The 17,703-nt window shown below is 36.2% G+C and carries 17 protein-coding genes; 4 read left to right on the forward strand and 13 right to left on the reverse strand.

Annotated features, from left to right (window positions below; translation table 11 throughout):
• The first annotated feature begins 77 nt into the window (after positions 1 to 77).
• Genes thrC through MY533_RS20010 form a run of 3 tightly spaced genes read left to right on the forward strand, consistent with a single transcriptional unit; the run spans position 78 to position 2,752 of the window.
• Positions 78 to 1,130 carry a threonine synthase gene (gene thrC, locus MY533_RS20000; protein ID WP_248717312.1) on the forward strand — a complete coding sequence of 351 codons (1,053 nt, stop codon included), beginning with the start codon at positions 78 to 80 and terminating at the stop codon, positions 1,128 to 1,130.
• Positions 1,127 to 2,041 carry a homoserine kinase gene (gene thrB, locus MY533_RS20005; RefSeq protein ID WP_248717313.1) on the forward strand — a complete coding sequence of 305 codons (915 nt, stop codon included), beginning with the start codon at positions 1,127 to 1,129 and terminating at the stop codon, positions 2,039 to 2,041. The genes thrC and thrB overlap by 4 nt, the downstream gene beginning before the upstream one ends.
• Before the next feature lie 27 nt (positions 2,042 to 2,068).
• Positions 2,069 to 2,752 carry a 2-hydroxy-3-keto-5-methylthiopentenyl-1-phosphate phosphatase gene (locus MY533_RS20010; protein WP_248717314.1) on the forward strand — a complete coding sequence of 228 codons (684 nt, stop codon included), beginning with the start codon at positions 2,069 to 2,071 and terminating at the stop codon, positions 2,750 to 2,752.
• 409 nt (positions 2,753 to 3,161) lie between these two features.
• Here MY533_RS20010 and MY533_RS20015 read toward each other — a convergent pair whose 3' ends face one another.
• The 6 genes from MY533_RS20015 to MY533_RS20040 form a co-directional block, all read right to left on the reverse strand.
• Positions 3,162 to 3,773, reverse strand: coding sequence for a phosphatase PAP2 family protein (locus MY533_RS20015; RefSeq protein WP_248717315.1), 612 nt, complete (start codon positions 3,771 to 3,773; stop codon positions 3,162 to 3,164).
• 289 nt (positions 3,774 to 4,062) lie between these two features.
• Positions 4,063 to 4,962, reverse strand: a complete 900-nt coding sequence (locus tag MY533_RS20020; RefSeq protein ID WP_248717316.1) for a hypothetical protein — start codon at positions 4,960 to 4,962, stop codon at positions 4,063 to 4,065.
• A 434-nt stretch (positions 4,963 to 5,396) separates the two neighbouring features.
• Complete coding sequence (locus MY533_RS20025; RefSeq protein ID WP_248719260.1) at positions 5,397 to 6,011, reverse strand: response regulator; 615 nt, start codon at positions 6,009 to 6,011, stop codon at positions 5,397 to 5,399.
• Positions 5,995 to 8,244: a sensor histidine kinase gene (locus MY533_RS20030; protein ID WP_248719261.1), complete on the reverse strand. Its 2,250-nt coding sequence runs from the start codon at positions 8,242 to 8,244 to the stop codon at positions 5,995 to 5,997. The genes MY533_RS20025 and MY533_RS20030 overlap by 17 nt, the downstream gene beginning before the upstream one ends.
• A gap of 47 nt (positions 8,245 to 8,291) precedes the next feature.
• Positions 8,292 to 8,450 (reverse strand): competence pheromone ComX, encoded by a 159-nt coding sequence (comX, locus tag MY533_RS20035; protein ID WP_132361534.1) that lies wholly within the window; start codon positions 8,448 to 8,450, stop codon positions 8,292 to 8,294.
• Between the two features lie 12 nt (positions 8,451 to 8,462).
• Positions 8,463 to 9,365: a polyprenyl synthetase family protein gene (locus MY533_RS20040; RefSeq protein ID WP_248717317.1), complete on the reverse strand. Its 903-nt coding sequence runs from the start codon at positions 9,363 to 9,365 to the stop codon at positions 8,463 to 8,465.
• A 495-nt stretch (positions 9,366 to 9,860) separates the two neighbouring features.
• Between MY533_RS20040 and MY533_RS20045 the strand changes: the two genes are divergently transcribed.
• Entirely contained in the window at positions 9,861 to 10,505 is a 645-nt protein-coding gene (locus MY533_RS20045; protein ID WP_248717318.1) for a hypothetical protein, read from the forward strand.
• A 197-nt stretch (positions 10,506 to 10,702) separates the two neighbouring features.
• Here the strand turns inward: MY533_RS20045 and MY533_RS20050 are convergent, their stop codons facing one another.
• The 7 genes from MY533_RS20050 to menC all read right to left on the reverse strand — a co-directional run bounded on the left by MY533_RS20050 (position 10,703) and on the right by menC (position 17,683).
• Entirely contained in the window at positions 10,703 to 11,017 is a 315-nt protein-coding gene (locus MY533_RS20050; RefSeq protein WP_132361528.1) for an antibiotic biosynthesis monooxygenase family protein, read from the reverse strand.
• Between the two features lies 1 nt (position 11,018).
• Positions 11,019 to 12,026 (reverse strand): siderophore ABC transporter substrate-binding protein, encoded by a 1,008-nt coding sequence (locus MY533_RS20055; protein WP_248717319.1) that lies wholly within the window; start codon positions 12,024 to 12,026, stop codon positions 11,019 to 11,021.
• A gap of 49 nt (positions 12,027 to 12,075) precedes the next feature.
• Positions 12,076 to 12,837 carry an iron ABC transporter ATP-binding protein gene (locus tag MY533_RS20060; protein ID WP_248717320.1) on the reverse strand — a complete coding sequence of 254 codons (762 nt, stop codon included), beginning with the start codon at positions 12,835 to 12,837 and terminating at the stop codon, positions 12,076 to 12,078.
• On the reverse strand, positions 12,834 to 13,787 hold the full coding sequence (locus MY533_RS20065; protein WP_248717321.1) for an iron chelate uptake ABC transporter family permease subunit: 954 nt from the start codon (positions 13,785 to 13,787) through the stop codon (positions 12,834 to 12,836). Before MY533_RS20065 ends, MY533_RS20060 begins: the two co-directional genes overlap by 4 nt.
• Positions 13,780 to 14,730 carry an ABC transporter permease gene (locus MY533_RS20070; RefSeq protein WP_248717322.1) on the reverse strand — a complete coding sequence of 317 codons (951 nt, stop codon included), beginning with the start codon at positions 14,728 to 14,730 and terminating at the stop codon, positions 13,780 to 13,782. The genes MY533_RS20065 and MY533_RS20070 overlap by 8 nt, the downstream gene beginning before the upstream one ends.
• A 426-nt stretch (positions 14,731 to 15,156) precedes the next feature.
• The gene (locus MY533_RS20075; protein ID WP_248717323.1) at positions 15,157 to 16,209 is read right to left on the reverse strand and encodes a YkvI family membrane protein; all 1,053 of its coding nucleotides are present in this window, start codon (positions 16,207 to 16,209) and stop codon (positions 15,157 to 15,159) included.
• 367 nt (positions 16,210 to 16,576) lie between these two features.
• Positions 16,577 to 17,683: an o-succinylbenzoate synthase gene (gene menC / locus MY533_RS20080; protein WP_132361516.1), complete on the reverse strand. Its 1,107-nt coding sequence runs from the start codon at positions 17,681 to 17,683 to the stop codon at positions 16,577 to 16,579.
• Positions 17,684 to 17,703: the final 20 nt, after the last annotated feature.

A 17,703-nucleotide genomic window follows, 5' to 3' on the forward strand; every position in this document is an offset into this window, starting at 1 on the left:
AGGGCAATTTGCGTTAAAATGTCTTTTATACAAAAACAACTGTTCTTCCTATAAGAACAAAAGGAGATCTAAACGTTATGTGGAAAGGCCTAATTGAGGAATATAAACAATTTTTACCCGTAACAGAAAATACACCTGCTCTAACTTTAAACGAAGGCAATACGCCTCTTATACATTTAGTAAATCTATCTAAAAAACTAGGCATTGAGCTTTATGGAAAAATTGAAGGTGCAAATCCAACTGGTTCCTTTAAAGACCGTGGTATGGTGTTTGCCGTTGCAAAAGCGATTGAAGAAGGTAGCAAATGCGTTATTTGTGCTTCAACTGGTAACACATCAGCCGCAGCAGCAGCTTATGCAACTCGCGCTGGAATCCAGTCCATAGTCGTTATCCCTAAAGGAAAAGTAGCCCTAGGTAAGCTTGCCCAAGCAACAATGTATGGTGCAAAGATTATCGAAATCGACGGTAATTTTGATGATGCATTAAATATTGTCCGTCAAGTAAGTGAAACAACTCCAGTGGCACTTGTAAACTCGGTAAATCCATTCCGCATCGAGGGGCAAAAAACAGCCTCATTTGAAATTGTAGATGCTTTAGGAAAAGCTCCAGACTATCTTTGCATCCCTGTTGGTAACGCAGGTAACATTACTGCGTACTGGAAAGGCTTTAAAGAATACGATGCAGCAAAGGGTTCTGGTTTACCAAAAATGTTCGGCTTTGAAGCTAAAGGTGCAGCAGCAATTGTAAAAGGTGAACCTATTGCTAATCCTGAGACAGTGGCAACGGCTATACGTATCGGTAATCCTGCAAGTTGGAAATTTGCAGAAGCAGCACGCGATGAGTCTGGTGGTATTATTGACTCAGTTACAGACGAAGAAATTTTAGCTGCTTACAAATTAATTGCTGGCACTGAAGGAATCTTCGTTGAACCAGGTTCAGCTGCATCATTAGCTGGCGTTATTAAATCCGTTGAAAATGGCAAAATTACAAAGGGCTCTAAAGTTGTGACAATTTTTACGGGGAATGGATTGAAAGATCCTGATACGGCCATGAATGTCTCGACAGTAGATGTTGTTTCACTTAAAAACGATGAAGAAGAAATTCGAAAATATATCGAGGGCGTACTATGAGTAACATGTGGGAAATCACGGTTCCTGGGAGCACAGCTAATCTAGGTCCAGGCTTTGATTCAATAGGGCTTGGCTTATCCCTTTATTTAAAGTTAACCGTGTCTTTACAGGATAGTTGGGAAATTATCCACCTCGATAATAATGGTCCTAAAGAGTTTGAACTGGAAGAGCATTTACTATACGTCATTGCCCAAAAAATAGCGCAGCAATACGGAAAGCAACTACCTACCTGCCGTGTTGAAATGGCAAGTGAACTTCCATTAGCCCGTGGTTTAGGGAGCAGTGCAGCGGTCATCGTTGCAGGAATTGAACTAGCTAATCAAGTCTGTGACTTAGGCTTAACTTTACAGGATAAACTCAATTTGTCCTCACAAATCGAAGGACATCCTGACAATGCAACAGCCTCGGTATTAGGTGGATTAACAATTTCCTCAATGGATGATAATGGCGTTGTTGATACATTTCATGTTAATAATCTAGATGCTTCCTTCGTTGTGTATGTGCCCGATGTCGAACTTAAAACAAGTGAATCCCGTTCTGTTTTACCAGAAAAATTTGATCGGACCTATGCCGTGAGGGCCTCTGCAAATGCAAATATGCTAGCTGCTTCATTAATGGTTCGTGATTTCGAGCGTGCAGGTCGTTATATGGAGGCTGATTTATTCCATGAGCCTTTCCGCGCCAATCTAATTCCACAATATAAAGAGATTCATGAAGCAGCAAAGGCTAATGGGGCATTTGGAACAGCTCTAAGTGGCGCAGGACCTACACTGATTTCTATCATCCCTACTGCTATTGCACAAAATTTCGTAAATGCCATGAAAAATCAATTTCCAGAGCATGAAATTATCTTAACAAAAGCCGATGAAAACGGTGTACAAGTAAAATTTAAACGTCTACTGCAAAAGTAGACGTTTTTTCATGAAGGGGGAAGTAGCTTGAAACCAATTATTTTCTGTGATTTTGATGGCACTATAACAGAAACAGATAATATCGTCTCTCTAATGACTCAATTTGTTCCAGAGGAATCCGAAAAAATTGCTAAAGCAATGATGGAACAAACTATAACCTTTAAAGATGGCATTTCAGCAATGTTCGCGCTATTATCAACTAAACAAAAGAATGCTGTGATCCAATATTTATTGGATACGGCCATTATACGTGAGGGCTTTGGCGATTTCGTTCGCTATGCACAAGAAAACCATATTCCGTTTTATATTGTTAGCGGTGGTGTCGATTTTTTCATTGAGCCATTATTAAAAAAATACGGTCCATTTTCCGGGATATATTGTAACGGTGCTGATTTTTCCGGACAGCAAATTAAGCTCGTTTTTCCGAATAGCTGTGATGAAGAATGTGCGAAATTTGATGTTCAAGGTTGCGGTTGTTGCAAGCCAAGCGTTATGCGAAAAGTTGCACAGAGTAATCACTTTAAAATCGTAATTGGAGACTCACTTTCTGATTTTGAGGCAGCAAAACAGGCAGATTTAGTACTTGCCAGGGATCATCTTATTAAACGCTGTAAAGACCTTCATCTTCCTTATAAGCCATTTGAAACATTTTATGATTGCTTAGAAGCTGTAAAAAAGCTTTTGGAAGCAGAAAAGATTGTTTCAATGTAATTGAAAGATTTAAGAAATAAAGCTCATAACCATACTGTGTTGTTGATTTCCGTTCCGACTGGGCTCTTTGTTGCTGACGCTTCGCTTTCGCACAGTCAAAACATTTGTTGCTGACGCTTCGCTTTCGCACAGTCAAAACATTTGTTGCTGACGCTTCGCTTTCGCTACAGAGCAGAGCTTCCTGGAGGCGTCCGATGAGCCGCTTAGCTTCGCTGCAGGGTCTTGCTAATCCCCAAGGAGTCGCCCAGTCGGAACGAAGGTCAACTTATATAATTGGCATACATTTCACCAAATGTCATCCACAACATTTGGAGAAGAGCCAGAAATAAGGGCGGTATGTTCAGAAATATCGCCCTTATTACTACATAACAAAGGGAACCTTCTTTAATTAGATGGCTCCCATTCAAAGTCATGATTTAATTTTCGCTTTAAAAAGTCTCTTCCGACGTTCATACCAAATAACACAAATGATAAACCACGTATAGCCCATACTCCATCCGGCCAATACATCTGAAGCAAAATGACGGGCCCCAGCAACTCGAGACAAACCAATAAATACAGTTAAAACAATTGCCCCAAGCCAAAGCAATGTCTTACGTCCCTTGCTATTGTTCTCCGAAAAAATATAAGCTATTGTAAATAAATACAAGATACCTGTCATCGCATGTCCAGAAGGAAAACTAAAGGATGTTAATTGTTCTTCAATCTCAGGTCTTGGCCGCTGCACCCATTTTTTCAATAATTGGTTAAGTACATTCCCACCTGCAACCGTTAACAGAACAAATAATATACCTCGGTTATTTTTTGCTTTCCACGCTAAATACACGATTAAGACTATTGCTACGGATACTACAAATGTCGGTTCTCCTATATAGTGGAAAAATTCTATAAAACGATTTTTGAAAAATAAATTTGCCATTTTTGTATCAAAAGTATTGATGAATTCACTTTGCAAAGTAACTCGTAACACAAAAAAGATAATGAGCGTTAATACCGCTAAAGGATAAGCCCATTTTTTCATATAATACTTCACCTCAGGAACAATATGCTGTTATATTTTTCACATCATATCATATTTACATCTACTAGAGGTGAATTTGACTTTTTATCACAAGATTATCTCCCCGTAAATGTCTGATTGGTTATCTTTATCTAACCCAATGTGCCCCCTCTTTCTTGGGGTAGGACAAATGTTTTTTCTTCTGCCCTATTAAAATAATTTGAAAGAGCTAATGCAACGATAAATAAGATTGCAACGATAGGTATTATTTTTCTAAACAAAATATACACTTCCTCATCTTTAGTTTAAATTATTTTAATAATACTGGATCGAATAACCAATCCTTCGGCCCAAAGTTTTTATCCTTCTCTCCTCTTACTTCACGAGATATATTGTTTTTATAAATTAATTCTCTAAACTTTCTACTGAACAAAGTCTTTCGATATAAATATCTACCGTCATGACTCCATTCTGCTGATAAGAAAACATCATTTTCTATATTGGTGATATCTTTACGATTATAAATATCCGGACCATTGATTACCCCACTTAATCCACAACGACATGGAGGTTGCTCTGTCGCAAAATACAACTTAACTCTTTCAGCACTACTCTCTGGTAATACTTGTGTAGGTATAATTTGAAAAGCTTTTTGCTTCCCTTCTTTCGGTCCTTGATGAATAACTTCTAACAGTTCATAGCCTTTCATATCCTCTTGCTTCATTAATGTCGCTAATTCCTGTGAAGCAACCCAATATCCGCTCACATGAACTAGATGACGGTCTTTCATTTCTGTTGTATCTATCACTAATGGAGAAAGCTGCTCTTTTTCCATTAGTCCACAATGCTGGCAATGGGTGTTTATAGAAAATAAAGTTCCTCTATCATCTATAAACATATCAGGTGAGTTACCAGTTGAGTTTAGTGTGAATAATGGTGCTTGCTCATATTCGCTATCCGAAAAGTCAAAGTAAAAACGTTCTCCGATTGAAACAATTCCTAATTCGTGTTCCAATGATTTGTAGAGTGCTGCTACATGTTCATATGTCACGTCTTCATTTAATGTAAAAATAGGATTAAAAGATGCCTTTAAATTTCTTTTTCTTATTTTAGGTGTACCTATAAAAATACCATAGCGATTATAAACATTAATAACTTGATCTTGACTAGATTCATCTATAGAAAATAAATTTTCAAGTTCTACTTTCAAAATACACGCCTACCTTTATATAAAGTTTTATGGTGAAGTATGTTGACTAGCTAGTAACTTTTAAAAAATCTACAATCTCTACTTTCTTCATAGATAGCCAGGCTCTTATTTTAAACGAAATCTTATATAGTATTACCTACTATAGCAAATCTACTTAACCACGATTATCTTAAGCGTACCAGTACTTACACCGACATTTCAACGTTGGGTTTACGCCAATTTTTTGGCGGTTTTTAGGCCGATTTTTGGCGTGATTTGGCGGACATAGAAAAAACACCGCCATAATTTGGCGGTGTAATTTTAAAAATATAGGTATTTAGAATTAAAATTCAGGTATGATTTACTAGGTAAATATATAGTGTTAGAAAACCACCCAAACTCTCCCTTTTTATTGAAAAATATACCAACGAAAGTTAGTATAACATACAGACAATCTATAGTAAATTCATTCTTTCTGCAAGATTTACTGCCTCTGTCCGTGAATCTACATTCAGTAAAGAAAATAGCTGAGTTAAATATCTTTCGGTTGTCCGCTGAGGAATATTTAACTCTATCGCAATTGCTTTATTTGTATGCCCTTCCGCAATCAATCTTAAAATTTTCTTTTCTTTTTCATTTAAGTGAATATCGAGTTTGGCATTTTGCAATTGAAATTTATTATCCAGAAAATCCAAGAAATTTTGAGGTAAAACAATTTCACCATTTGCAATGGCCCGAACAGTTCGTAAAATTTGCTCCTTAGATGCTGTTTTAGCTAAAATACCTTCGATTTTCCTTTCTAAAATAAGTGGATAATAATCAGTTATATCATCACCAGTATAAAGAATAATTGAAGCATTTGACTGGATAGCTTTAATGTTACGTCCTACATTAATGCCATTTTCTAACGGCATATTTATATCAATTAAGTAGATATCATATGGTTTGTTTTTAATTCTCTGTATGACACGAGTTGCATCGCTTTCTGTATCAACTATAATATCTTCATTTTCTTGAAATAGGTTTTTTGTCCCCTCTAACACAATAGGGTGATCATCCACTATGAGCATCGTAATCAAGTGTATCACTTCCTTCTTTTACTGTAATTCTAATAGACATCCCTTTACTAACCTGTGAATCGATGTAAAACTGTCCGTTAAAGGCCTTTACACGTTCTTGCATACCTTGAATTCCCATCGATTCTCCGACAATTATATCCCCGATATTACAGCCTACACCATCATCCCTATAGATAATTTCGAAACCATCGTCCATTTCCCGCAAATGAATTTCAACTGTTGTTGCATAGGAATGTTTTAACGCGTTATTGAGTAATTCTTGGAATAGTCGATAAATCATTAAATTCATACGCTCATCCTCTAAATAAAGGCGATCGATCGTATAAATTAACACAAAACTAGCTCTTTCTATTACTTTGCGAATTAGCTTTTCTAATGCAGCATTCAATCCTAATGTATCTAATAATGGGGGCTTCAAATTTTCGCAATAAGCTCTTAAATCATGTAAAGATGTAACCATCTGCTGATGAATTTTCGCAAGTTTTGGCTGGATATCTGTTACATCCTTCCTATTGACTAGGACATCAACTTCTCGTGCAATATGGAGCTGCTCTTGCAAATTTGTATCATGTAATTCTTGAGCTAATTGATATTTTTCCTCTTCAAATCTTAACCATAATAATTTGCTTAACCAAGGCAATTGACTATCATCTGCTTGCCTCATATGCTTTAATTCCTCTAACAACTCTTCTACCATCTTTGTATTTTCAATAAAATTATTTACATATAATAAGAGCAATTCAAGCCATAGAAGTTCTTCATCTTTCAAATAAATTGAATTATTATGTCGTAATACTAACGCTCTTTTATAATGAGCATCTTGATGGAGGAAAGCGAGATAGACTTGATCAAATTTTTTAATTTCCCCTAATTTTAAATCTTCCATTAACATTGGATTAATCGGAACATTACCCTCAACCGTTGATGTAAATTGCTTTGTGTCATAGTCATAAGTTAATACAAATACATGTTCGAGCTCAAGATGGAGAGAAACCTCTTGCACAAATTTTTCTAGAAGATTATCTATTTTTATTGTTTTACCAACCTTATCTACAGCTGTATATAACTGATGTATATAATCCCCTTTTGTCGAAAATAAAATTTTCCGTTTTCGATAATCGACTTTCTCTTTTATGTAAAAAAGAACAACTAACGATGTAAAAGTAAAGAATGACACACCTGATATGACGGTCATCGTTAAATATTTTCCTGCAATCCAATACAATCCAACTATAAACCACAACGTAAAAATCAATGAAAAGATTACATAATAACGTAATCTAGTAATATGATATTCGATATCAAATAGCCGATCTGCTAACTGTGTAAAAATAAAACTAAACGGAATTAACAATAAAAAAAGGGCACTAATCTCAGCAGAAAGTATATATTGATGAAATAAAATGTAAGGGAGCGCATATAGAAAAAGGAATGGCAGAAACGGAATCATTATACTAATTAATAAAATTTTTAACTGAGGCGATTTATATTTGAAATAGCTTAGCAATAAAATACTAAGTATGATAATAAGGAAAACGAAGAACATAGCTAGTACAATATTCGAAAGTAAATTATTAACAGCAGGGTATATAATACCAATACCGCCCAATATCATCGCTATCACAGGAAGTATATAAAATAATTTTATATTATTAGAAAGCAACCAATTTGTTTTTAAAAATGTGTAATAATTCCTTAAGAAGTGGAGTAATAACACTAAGCATAGTAACATGCTACCACGATTAACGATTACACCAAGACTGTTTAGACTGCCGGATGCACCAATGCTAACATAAGCCAGGGAAACAGTGAGCATAAATAAAATAAGTAAACATAAAAGAGATGTATTTTTTTGTTTAAAATATAAGTAAAACACAATAATTAATGTTAAAAAAAAGTAACAAGAAGGTATTACCAATATGTAATGAAAATATTGCTCTGGTAAATCAAATCTACTAACGCTCACATCCATTATTTGTCCGTTAGGTTTCATAATTGTTAGCAAGCTTGCCGTACGTAATAAATGATCATGTTTTACATTAGGGATATCCTCTGTATGAAGGTTATTTACACTTAAAATAACATCTCCTTCAGAAATTCGAATTCCGCCCTCTAATTGTTTAGAGTACGAACTAGTTACTACCCATTCCCCATTCTCTTCTTTTAAATCTATACCCAAATAATGCTTGCTGTAAGTAATGTACAGTAGGTAAGATCCCAGCAATATGTAAGTACTTACAGCAAGCAGAAACCATACACGTTTAAATTTTTTTAGTTCCAAAATCCATTTTCTAAGCGTACGTCTTCTTCAAACGAATTAAGTATCGCTCTTTGCTCCATAGCTGAAACTCCAATTAATGAAGCTTTTTGTTCTTTTAAGAGTGCAACTAAGTCAGGGTTTTTTTCTAGATGTTGAATTACATTAATCATATTAACCTCTCCTTAATTTATTAGTTTTTTTAGGTAATCTTTACATACTTCATTTATAGCTACATTTTCAAGAGTATCTAATGCTCTAAACTTGTAAACATTCTTAATCGTAATTGCATACCGTATTGCGCCACCATTTGTCAACTCATTTTCCGTAGCATTATTATCTAAAAATGCATCTATATCATCATTATAATAGTTTACAACAGAATTTGAAACATCATTTCCCTGTGATAAAAGATAAATAATAGGCAATGAATATCTTTTATTTAGTAGATCATTTTTAGGTCCCCAAGTTTTTAAACTTTGAATATCGTTTTTAATTTGTTGGATAATACCTATATATTTCCCGTACTCCTCAATCTCAGAAGATATCGCTCCCTTTGCAAGCACTTCGCCAATTAAGCAACTCATTGCTGTTAAAGAACCTGACTTTTGTTCGATCATTTGTATATACGATTGCTCATCCCTACAAGTATTGAGTAAATCTAATTGCTGACCGTTTATACTTCGTAATGCATAATCCTCCAGTATTTGAATAGCAATACTTTTGTGTTCAAAGGTAGACTTACGTATAGTTCTAGAAGCCATAACTAGCATAGCTAAAGCAACATTTAATGATAATTCAGGTGTTTTAGTCCAACTATAGTCAGAATCCTTGTCCTGCAAGTCGTCGATTATATCAAACGATAAAATTAAAAGTTCGATAGCTGCGGCAACATTATAAATGTCCTCGTTCAAACAATCTGTAAACGCTTCATAATGCCAATAACAAAGCTTACCAAATGAATAGCCAACTGCCTTTTTTTCTTCTTTAAATTTTTTTAGCATCGACCGTAATTCATGACTGATCAATGTCTCGTTTTTAATTAGAATGTCCAATGCTTCATTAATTTGTTCGTCAAGCTCCTGCAATAGTCCTCTCCTCCCTTAAATATGTTAATAAATATTATACAGATTAATGGGAAATAATACTAGACACTGAGATCACCAGGGAATTTTTTACATTGTATCATTAGCACAATATACCGCCAAAAAGTGGCGGTATTTGTAGAAAGCACGCCATTTCTTTATTTAGGGATAGTAAAATAAATGGCGGAGTCATATGATTGACCGCCATTTTTTGGCGTAAACTCACCATTGAAATGGCGTCCTCACTGATGATACGCTTATAGTAAGCTAAGATCAATTTGTATTCTGTTCGTATACTAATTTCTTTGAGTTATAAAGTTCATGAGAAACTAGATTGGATACTATGTATATAAGTTGATTGGGGAGAAGACGGCCGCTTCTCGGGCTTAGAGTTACATTGAATGCCTATTTAGAATGGAAATCCCCTACGTTTATCGTGATGTGCCATTTCGCATAATCTATTAACAAGGAAATTCTCGAAACCTGGGAGTGATTGAAATGAAAAATGAAGTAAATGAAAACGTTTTATTACTTACAGCTAATTTTTCCTGTACAATTTTAATCTCTGAAGAAGAAATCACTATTAAAAAACCTTCGAAAGAACAACAATATATTGAGCAAATTATTATTGATGCTGAGCAACAGGTTTTTAAAGAAACATTAGCAGAGTATAAAAGCAAATCTACATTTTCAAATTTTATTTGCAATATTCCTGGATTTGAAGATGCTTTTCAGCAAAGGCTAGACAGTTTTATAGAACAATACGGAATTATAAGAGTATCCGAAGAATGCCTGTCTATATTGCCTTTAGTAAGTCCATTTACCTCTGAATTAAACATACATACACCTGTACTCTATATGTCACCAAGCTTTAGTATTATATATGCAAGAGGCAATTGTTCTAGCACTTCGTCCATTGGAAATCCTATTAAAATCGGAGAAACAGTCGGTTTACCTACTTTTCTTTTTAATTCAGAAATGGCAATGTCCTCTTTAAGGGACGTTACTGCTGTAAAAAAAGCAAATTGGGTACCACAACAATCGACGGCCACTTTCACCGGGGTTTCCATTAATGACAATGGTTTTTCTCTAAATATTACTACAACATTAAATTCATGGAATAGAACGTCCATTAAGCATTAATACTAGACTGGGTATGGCACAGATATAGTTTTGTACCTTGCCCTTCTTCCTTAATATCGTTCTTTATGCCATTTTAATAGTTCTATGATTTTTTCCGTCGCTTTGACTATCATTGCATTTATCGGACAATGCAATAATGTGTAGTCCTATTCATAAGAAAAAGGTGCCTCAAATGAATTTTGAGACACCTTTAATTATTAACCTTTTACATAATAAACTTCTTGGCCGCTTTCGATGATATGATCAGGCTTAGGTTTACCCGCATTTGCTTTATGACCAGCAATATGTTCGGGACTCTTCTCCCAGTTTTTCCACGCTTCTTCTGATTCCCATCGAACCACAATTAGCACTTCCTCATCACCACGTCGTACTTTTTTTACAAGCACTTGCTTATCGATAAAGCCTGGCTGTTGCTCAAGCAATGATGGACCATCTTCTTTGGCGCCAAAACGTTCAACAACTTTATCCGAATTCCCTTCCGTAACGACAATACGTTTAATTTGTACAAACATATTATTTAAACGCCTTTAAAACGTCTTCAGCTTTTTGAGTTTCAGAAGTTAAACCGCCACCAGATAAATACCAAACTTGTGGATCTAGATAAAAGATTTTACCATTTTTCGCAGCGTTAGTAGCACCAACGATTTCGTTTTCAATAGCAGCTTTTGTACCAGACTCGCCTTCTGGATTTACAGCAGCATCACGATCAACTACGAATAAAACATCTGGGTTTGTGTCACGTACATATTCAAATGATGCGTTAGAACCATGTGTAGAAACTTCAATTTTTTCATCAGCAGGTTTTACACCAAATACATCATGGATCACACCGAAACGTGAACCAGGACCATATGCAGATAATGAACCTTCAGAACCTAGAACGATTAAAGCTTTTTCTTTAGCTGAAGTTGTTTTAGCTTTAACTTCCTCTACTTTTGCTTCGTATGCAGCAAATGCATCAGCAGCTTCTTTTTCTTTACCAAAGATCTTACCAGCTAATTCTGTTTTTTCTTTGAATGATTCCACGAAATTTTGATCATCTACACCTACATAGACAGTTGGCGCAATTTTAGATAATTCATCGTAAGCAGATGCTTGACGACCAGAGATGAAAATAACGTCTGGATTCATAGAAGAGATTGCTTCAAAGTCAGGCTCTTTTAAAGCACCAACATTAACATAATCTTTACCAGCATATTTACTTAAGTATTTTGGAACTGATTTTTGTGGAACACCTGCAACTTCAACACCTAAAGCATCTAAAGTATCAAGGAAACCATAGTCAAATACAACAACATTCTTTGGTTGCTCTTTAAGCGTTACTTCTTTAAAAGTATCTTCACCATCTTTAATAGCTGGGATTGTTAGTGGGTAAGCTGTAGCTTCTTCCTTTTGCTCTTCAGCTGGCTTATCAGTTGAAGAACCTTTATCTTCTTTTTTTGCTTCGTCTTTAGAACCGCAAGCAGCTAGTACTAATAGCATCATTGCCATTAACACAGTAAGTAATTTCCAATTTTTCATTGTAAAATTGCTCCTTTATTTTTTAGATGGATTTCCATCTATTATTTTTTTAAGAGTTAAAATATACACAAATGCGACAACCATCCTGTTCTTGAACCGGGATATCCATATCATAAATTTCCTTAAGCGCATCAGAATTGATGATGTCATTTGTTGGACCGTCTTTAACAACACGTCCATTTTTTAATGCGACAATATGATCAGAGTATACAGAAGCAAAGTTAATATCATGTAATACAATGACAACTGTTTTCCCCAGCTCATCAACGAGCTTGCGCAAAATTTTCATGATTTGCACAGAGTGCTTCATGTCTAAATTGTTAAGCGGCTCATCAAGCAAAATATAGTCTGTATCCTGCGCAATAACCATTGCAATAAATGCACGTTGACGTTGACCACCAGATAATTCATCCAAATAATTGTGCTGAATATCCCCTAAATTCATATATTGAATGGCTTCATCTATCTTTAGCTCATCCTCAGGCTTCAAATTGCCTTTCGAATAAGGGAAACGCCCAAATGAAACAAGCTCACGAATTGTTAGGCGAACATTCATATAGTTTGACTGTTTTAAAATAGATACTCGCTTCGCAAAATCATCCGATTTCCAACGACGTACATCTGCTTTATCGAGTAATACTTCTCCAGTGTCTGCATTAAGTAAACGGCTTACCATTGAAAGCAATGTTGATTTACCTGCGCCATTCGGTCCAATAAAAGACGTAATTTTCCCTGGTGCAACGTCGACACTGACATCTTGAATGACCGGTTTTTTCCCAAAAAACTTAGAGATTTCTTTTACTTGGATCATCCTGCTGACCTACTTTCCTTCAATAATAAGTAGATGAAGTACACGCCACCTACGAAGTTTATAATAACGCTTAGTGTTGTATCGAAATTAAAAATACGTTCGACCACCCACTGTCCACCGACCAAAGCTACAATACTCATTACACAAGAACCTGCGATTATCACAGAGTGCTTGTACGTCTTGAAAAATTGATATGATAAATTTGCCACGATTAAGCCAAAGAAAGTAATAGGCCCAACAAGAGCTGTAGAAACGGCAATTAATACTGAAGATAATATGAGCATACGCTGTACAAGCTTGTCATACGGTACCCCTAAATTAATTGCTGTATCACGTCCAAGAGACATTACATCCAATTGGTTCATGTGACGCCAGCCATAAACAAAGGTAATGATTATGACAACACCAGCAAGCCATACTAAATCTGAATTGACATTGTTGAAGCTTGCAAACATTTTACTTTGTAAGCTTAAAAACTCATTCGGGTCTATTAGAACTTGGAAGAACGTAGTTACGCTTCCTAAAAACGTTCCGACAATCATACCGACAAGCAGCAAGAAATAAATCGGACGTTTTCCTTCCTTGAACAATACTCGATAAAATATTACCGCAAAGACAACCATCGCTAAAACAGCTAGTAAGAAATTGTATTTGGCGTTAATAACGAATATCGACATAGAGCCAAAGAAGAAATAGATGAATGTTTGAACCATCATATATAATGCATCAAGCCCCATTACACTTGGTGTTAAAATACGGTTGTGTGTAATCGTTTGGAATACTACAGTTGAATATGCAATTGCAATTCCTGTTAACGACATCGCTACCACTTTAATAAGGCGGCGTGGAAACGCATAATGATAGTTACCATTAAGTTCATAAAATATATACAGTAAAATAGATGCTACTGCCAAACCTAGTAAAATCAACATTTTTGTAAGGTTACGCATATGCTCTCCCCCTAAACAACATAATTAGGAAGATCGCACTTCCGATGACACCGACCGTCATACTAATCGGAATTTCATAAGGGAAAATCAGTACACGCCCTACAATGTCGCAAAATAATAAGAACGACATACCTAGTAATGCTGTATGCGGCAATGTCTTAGCAAGGTTATCCCCTTTGAACAGCGAAACTATATTTGGAATGATTAAACCAAGGAACGGTATCACACCAACTGTTAGCACCACTGTCGTCGAAATAAGTGCTACTAACACTAAACCTAAATTCACAACGAATTTATAAGAAAGACCAAGGTTTTTTGCAAAATCCTCACCCATTCCTGCCACTGTGAAGCGGTTCGCATAAATGTAAGCTAAAATCAGCACGGGTACACTTATGTATAAAAGCTCATAACGACCTTTCATCATTAATGAGAAATCTCCCTGTAACCATGCAGAAATGTTTTGGATAATATCCGCCTTATACGCAAAAAACGTCGTAATTGACGAAAGGATATTCCCAAACATTAAGCCAATAAGCGGTATAAAGATCGCATCTTTAAACTTTATTCGATTTAATATTTGCATAAACAATAATGTGCCGGCTAAAGCAAATATGAAAGCGAAGGAAATTTTTTGAAAGTACGTGACATTTGTGAAAAACATCATCGAAATTAGTACCCCCAACTTTGTAGCATCTAATGTACCTGCTGTCGTTGGTGACACGAACTTATTCCTACTTAAGCTTTGCATAATTAAACCAGCAATACTCATACCTGCACCTGCTAACAAAATTGCTACAAGTCTCGGTATACGACTAATAAAAAATAGTCTAGTTTCTTCTGATTCAAAATCTAATAGATCACTCGGTTTTATATCAACTACACCGATAAATAGTGAAACTATAGACAGAACAACAGTTGCTGTAAAAAGATATCTTTTTTTCATTGTAATCCCCGGTAGATTCATTTTTGCTCGTAATCATTGAAAATGATTATCATTACTCACGATTCTCATTATAAGCGTGTTTCTATTCTCAGTCAACCTACAACTGAGAATTATTCTCGCTTTATTTGAGAATCCGTAAAAACAAGAGTTCTCAAGGGATATTTGCTATCAGTGTTATTTCTAAAGTTAAAATCCCTACATTTTTTGCACAAATAAAAAGGTAATTGAGAATAAAATACTGATTCCTTCTCAATTACCTTACCAATTATATAATTGCGTTTAGAGGCTTTGGGCCAATGGGAGATTACCACAGGGGATGTGGCGTTCTTAGGTTCCTCTATTTAAGCGGATGTTTGGACACCACTAAAAAGTGACTTAAAACCACATTCATCACACCACCGTACAAGTGGGAGATGTGCTAAAAAGTTAAGTTATTCGTCGACCGCCTTTTAGCCACGCAAAAATAATTAACACGATTAAGACAAAACCGACATATCCCATTACAGCATATAGCTTAGCTACAAGCGTTGTAAAACCCGCGAGACTTGCTAAAAAGGCCAAACTACCGATAAAAACGGCAGTTACCTTAAAACTGGCCTTATTAGGGTTTAAAAATCTCACCATAAATGAATAGAACATCCCCACCGCTGTATTATAAATCATCCCTAATAAAGAAAAGGACATCAATAGACCAATAAGAGGATGAATTTCATTTGCCAAAGCTAGCATTGGTATATCAATGCCAACGATAACATTCATTTTTGCAAGAAGAGACAGGTTAATTAGTAGAATTAAAGCGCCAAGCAAAATCCCACCAATAATACCTCCCAGCCCTGCCACTTTTTCATTGCGTATAGACCCACACATAACAGTTAAAAGAGAAAAACATACACCGATATTAAAAGACAAATACAGTAAGGCAGTAACCCACCAGCTTTTAGAACTTACCTGTGCTTGTTGTGCAATAACAGCTTGTTCGACAAAGGTTAAATCCATCGTAGCTAATGAATAGATCGCTATTATCGAGACAATGGCTAACAGATAGGGAGTAGCAATTGCAATAACGTTTATAATGCTCTTCACATCCATCATAACCGTCGCTATAGTAAGTACAATCATACAAATGCTCCCAAGCCATACGGGTAGTCCAAACATTTGATGTAACGTAGCTCCCGCTCCTGCAAACATGATTACTGCTACACCGAATAAGAAGAGCGACAGTAAATAATCCATCACTAAACCTACAGCATTACCTGAAATTTGATAAATTAAATCCTTGTGCGATGTCGTTCGTAATCTTGAGCTAATTTGAGCAATGCACATTCCTACTAAGGCAAACCCAACTGTAGCAATAAGTGCACCATAAATCCCTTGAAAGCCATAGCTCGTAAAATATAGTACGATTTCCTGTCCTGATGCAAATCCCGCACCGACAATAATCCCTACATAGGCACCACCGATTTGCAAACTTTTTTTCAATCAGTTCTCTCCCTGTTTATCCTATTATTGGGGTCATCACCAAAACGTGTGGTTGATTTCCGTTCCGACTGAGCGCTTTCCGCTGCCGCTTCGCTTTTGCACAGAGCAGAGCTTCCTTGAGGCGTCCGATGAGCCGCTTGGGATGTTTTTTACGCGAAAGCGTAGTACCAACGTAGCGGCAGCAACACGATGTTTTTTGTGCGAAAGCGTAGTGTAACGTAGCGGCAGCAACACGATGTTTTTTGTGCGAAAGCGTAGTGTAACGTAGCGGCAGCAACACGATGCCCCCAGCCCCCACTCCAATCAACTTATTTACATAGTAGACGTTTTACCAAAAGTCATCCTCAACATTTTGGTGATGAACCTATTATTGATAGACCTTCTTACTGATTGTTTGCTTATTAATTACCTTCATATTAGGTGTATATCCAATTCCAGCCGTTTGTGGCACACGAATATAACCATCCTCTACAATTACTTCAGGTGTAATGATATCCTCATACCAATAATGACTAGAGCCTGCAGTATCCCCAGGCAACACAAAATTAGAGAGCGATGTTAATGCAATATTATGTGCTCGTCCGATTCCTGCCTCTAACATACCGCCACACCAAACAGGGATATTATGTTCCTTACATAAATCATGAATTCTTCTTGCTTCCGTTAAACCGCCTACACGTCCTATTTTTATATTAATAACACCACAACTACCTAGCTCTATAGCTTTTCGAGCATCTTCATAGGAGGTGATGCTTTCATCTAAGCAAATTGGCGTTTTTAACTTTCGCTGTAGCTTAGCATGATCGACAATATCATCAACTGCTAACGGCTGCTCAATCATTAATAGATTAAATGCATCCAGTTGCTGCAATACATCCATATCGTTCAATGTATACGCAGAATTAGCATCTACCATCAATGGTAGTTCTGGCATTTCAGCACGAATAGCACGAATAACTCCTACATCGTGACCGGGCTTAATTTTCACTTTTACTCGTTTATAGCCTTTATTTACATGGCCTTTTACTAAATCGATTAATGCATCTGTGGAAGATTGAATACCTACGCTAACGCCTACCTCTATTTGTTCCTTAACTCCACCTAACGCTTGAGCAAGTGATTGCTTCGTTTGTTGAGCATAAATATCCCAAATAGCCCCTTCAATAGAGGATTTCGCCATGCAATTACGACGAATAGCAGAGAACAAAGCACTGACTTCATCTGGATGCCCGACCTCTTTATGTAACAAGATGGGGATTAAGAAGTCCTCAAGCATATGCCATGTTGTTGTTAACGTCTCCTCTGTATACCACGGCGCTACAAAGGCAACAGCTTCTCCCCATCCTACAGTTCCTGATTGATCTATTGCTTCTATAAGTAAGAGCTCTTTTTCATCAATTGTGCCAAAACTCGTTGTAAATGGTGCTTTCATAGGCATTTTTATATGTCTCACTGTAATCTGTTCTAGTTTCACACGATTTCACTCCTTATCCT

The organism is Lysinibacillus sp. Ag94 (assembly GCF_023242215.1).
In the GTDB taxonomy this organism is placed as follows: Bacteria; Bacillota; Bacilli; order Bacillales_A; family Planococcaceae; genus Lysinibacillus.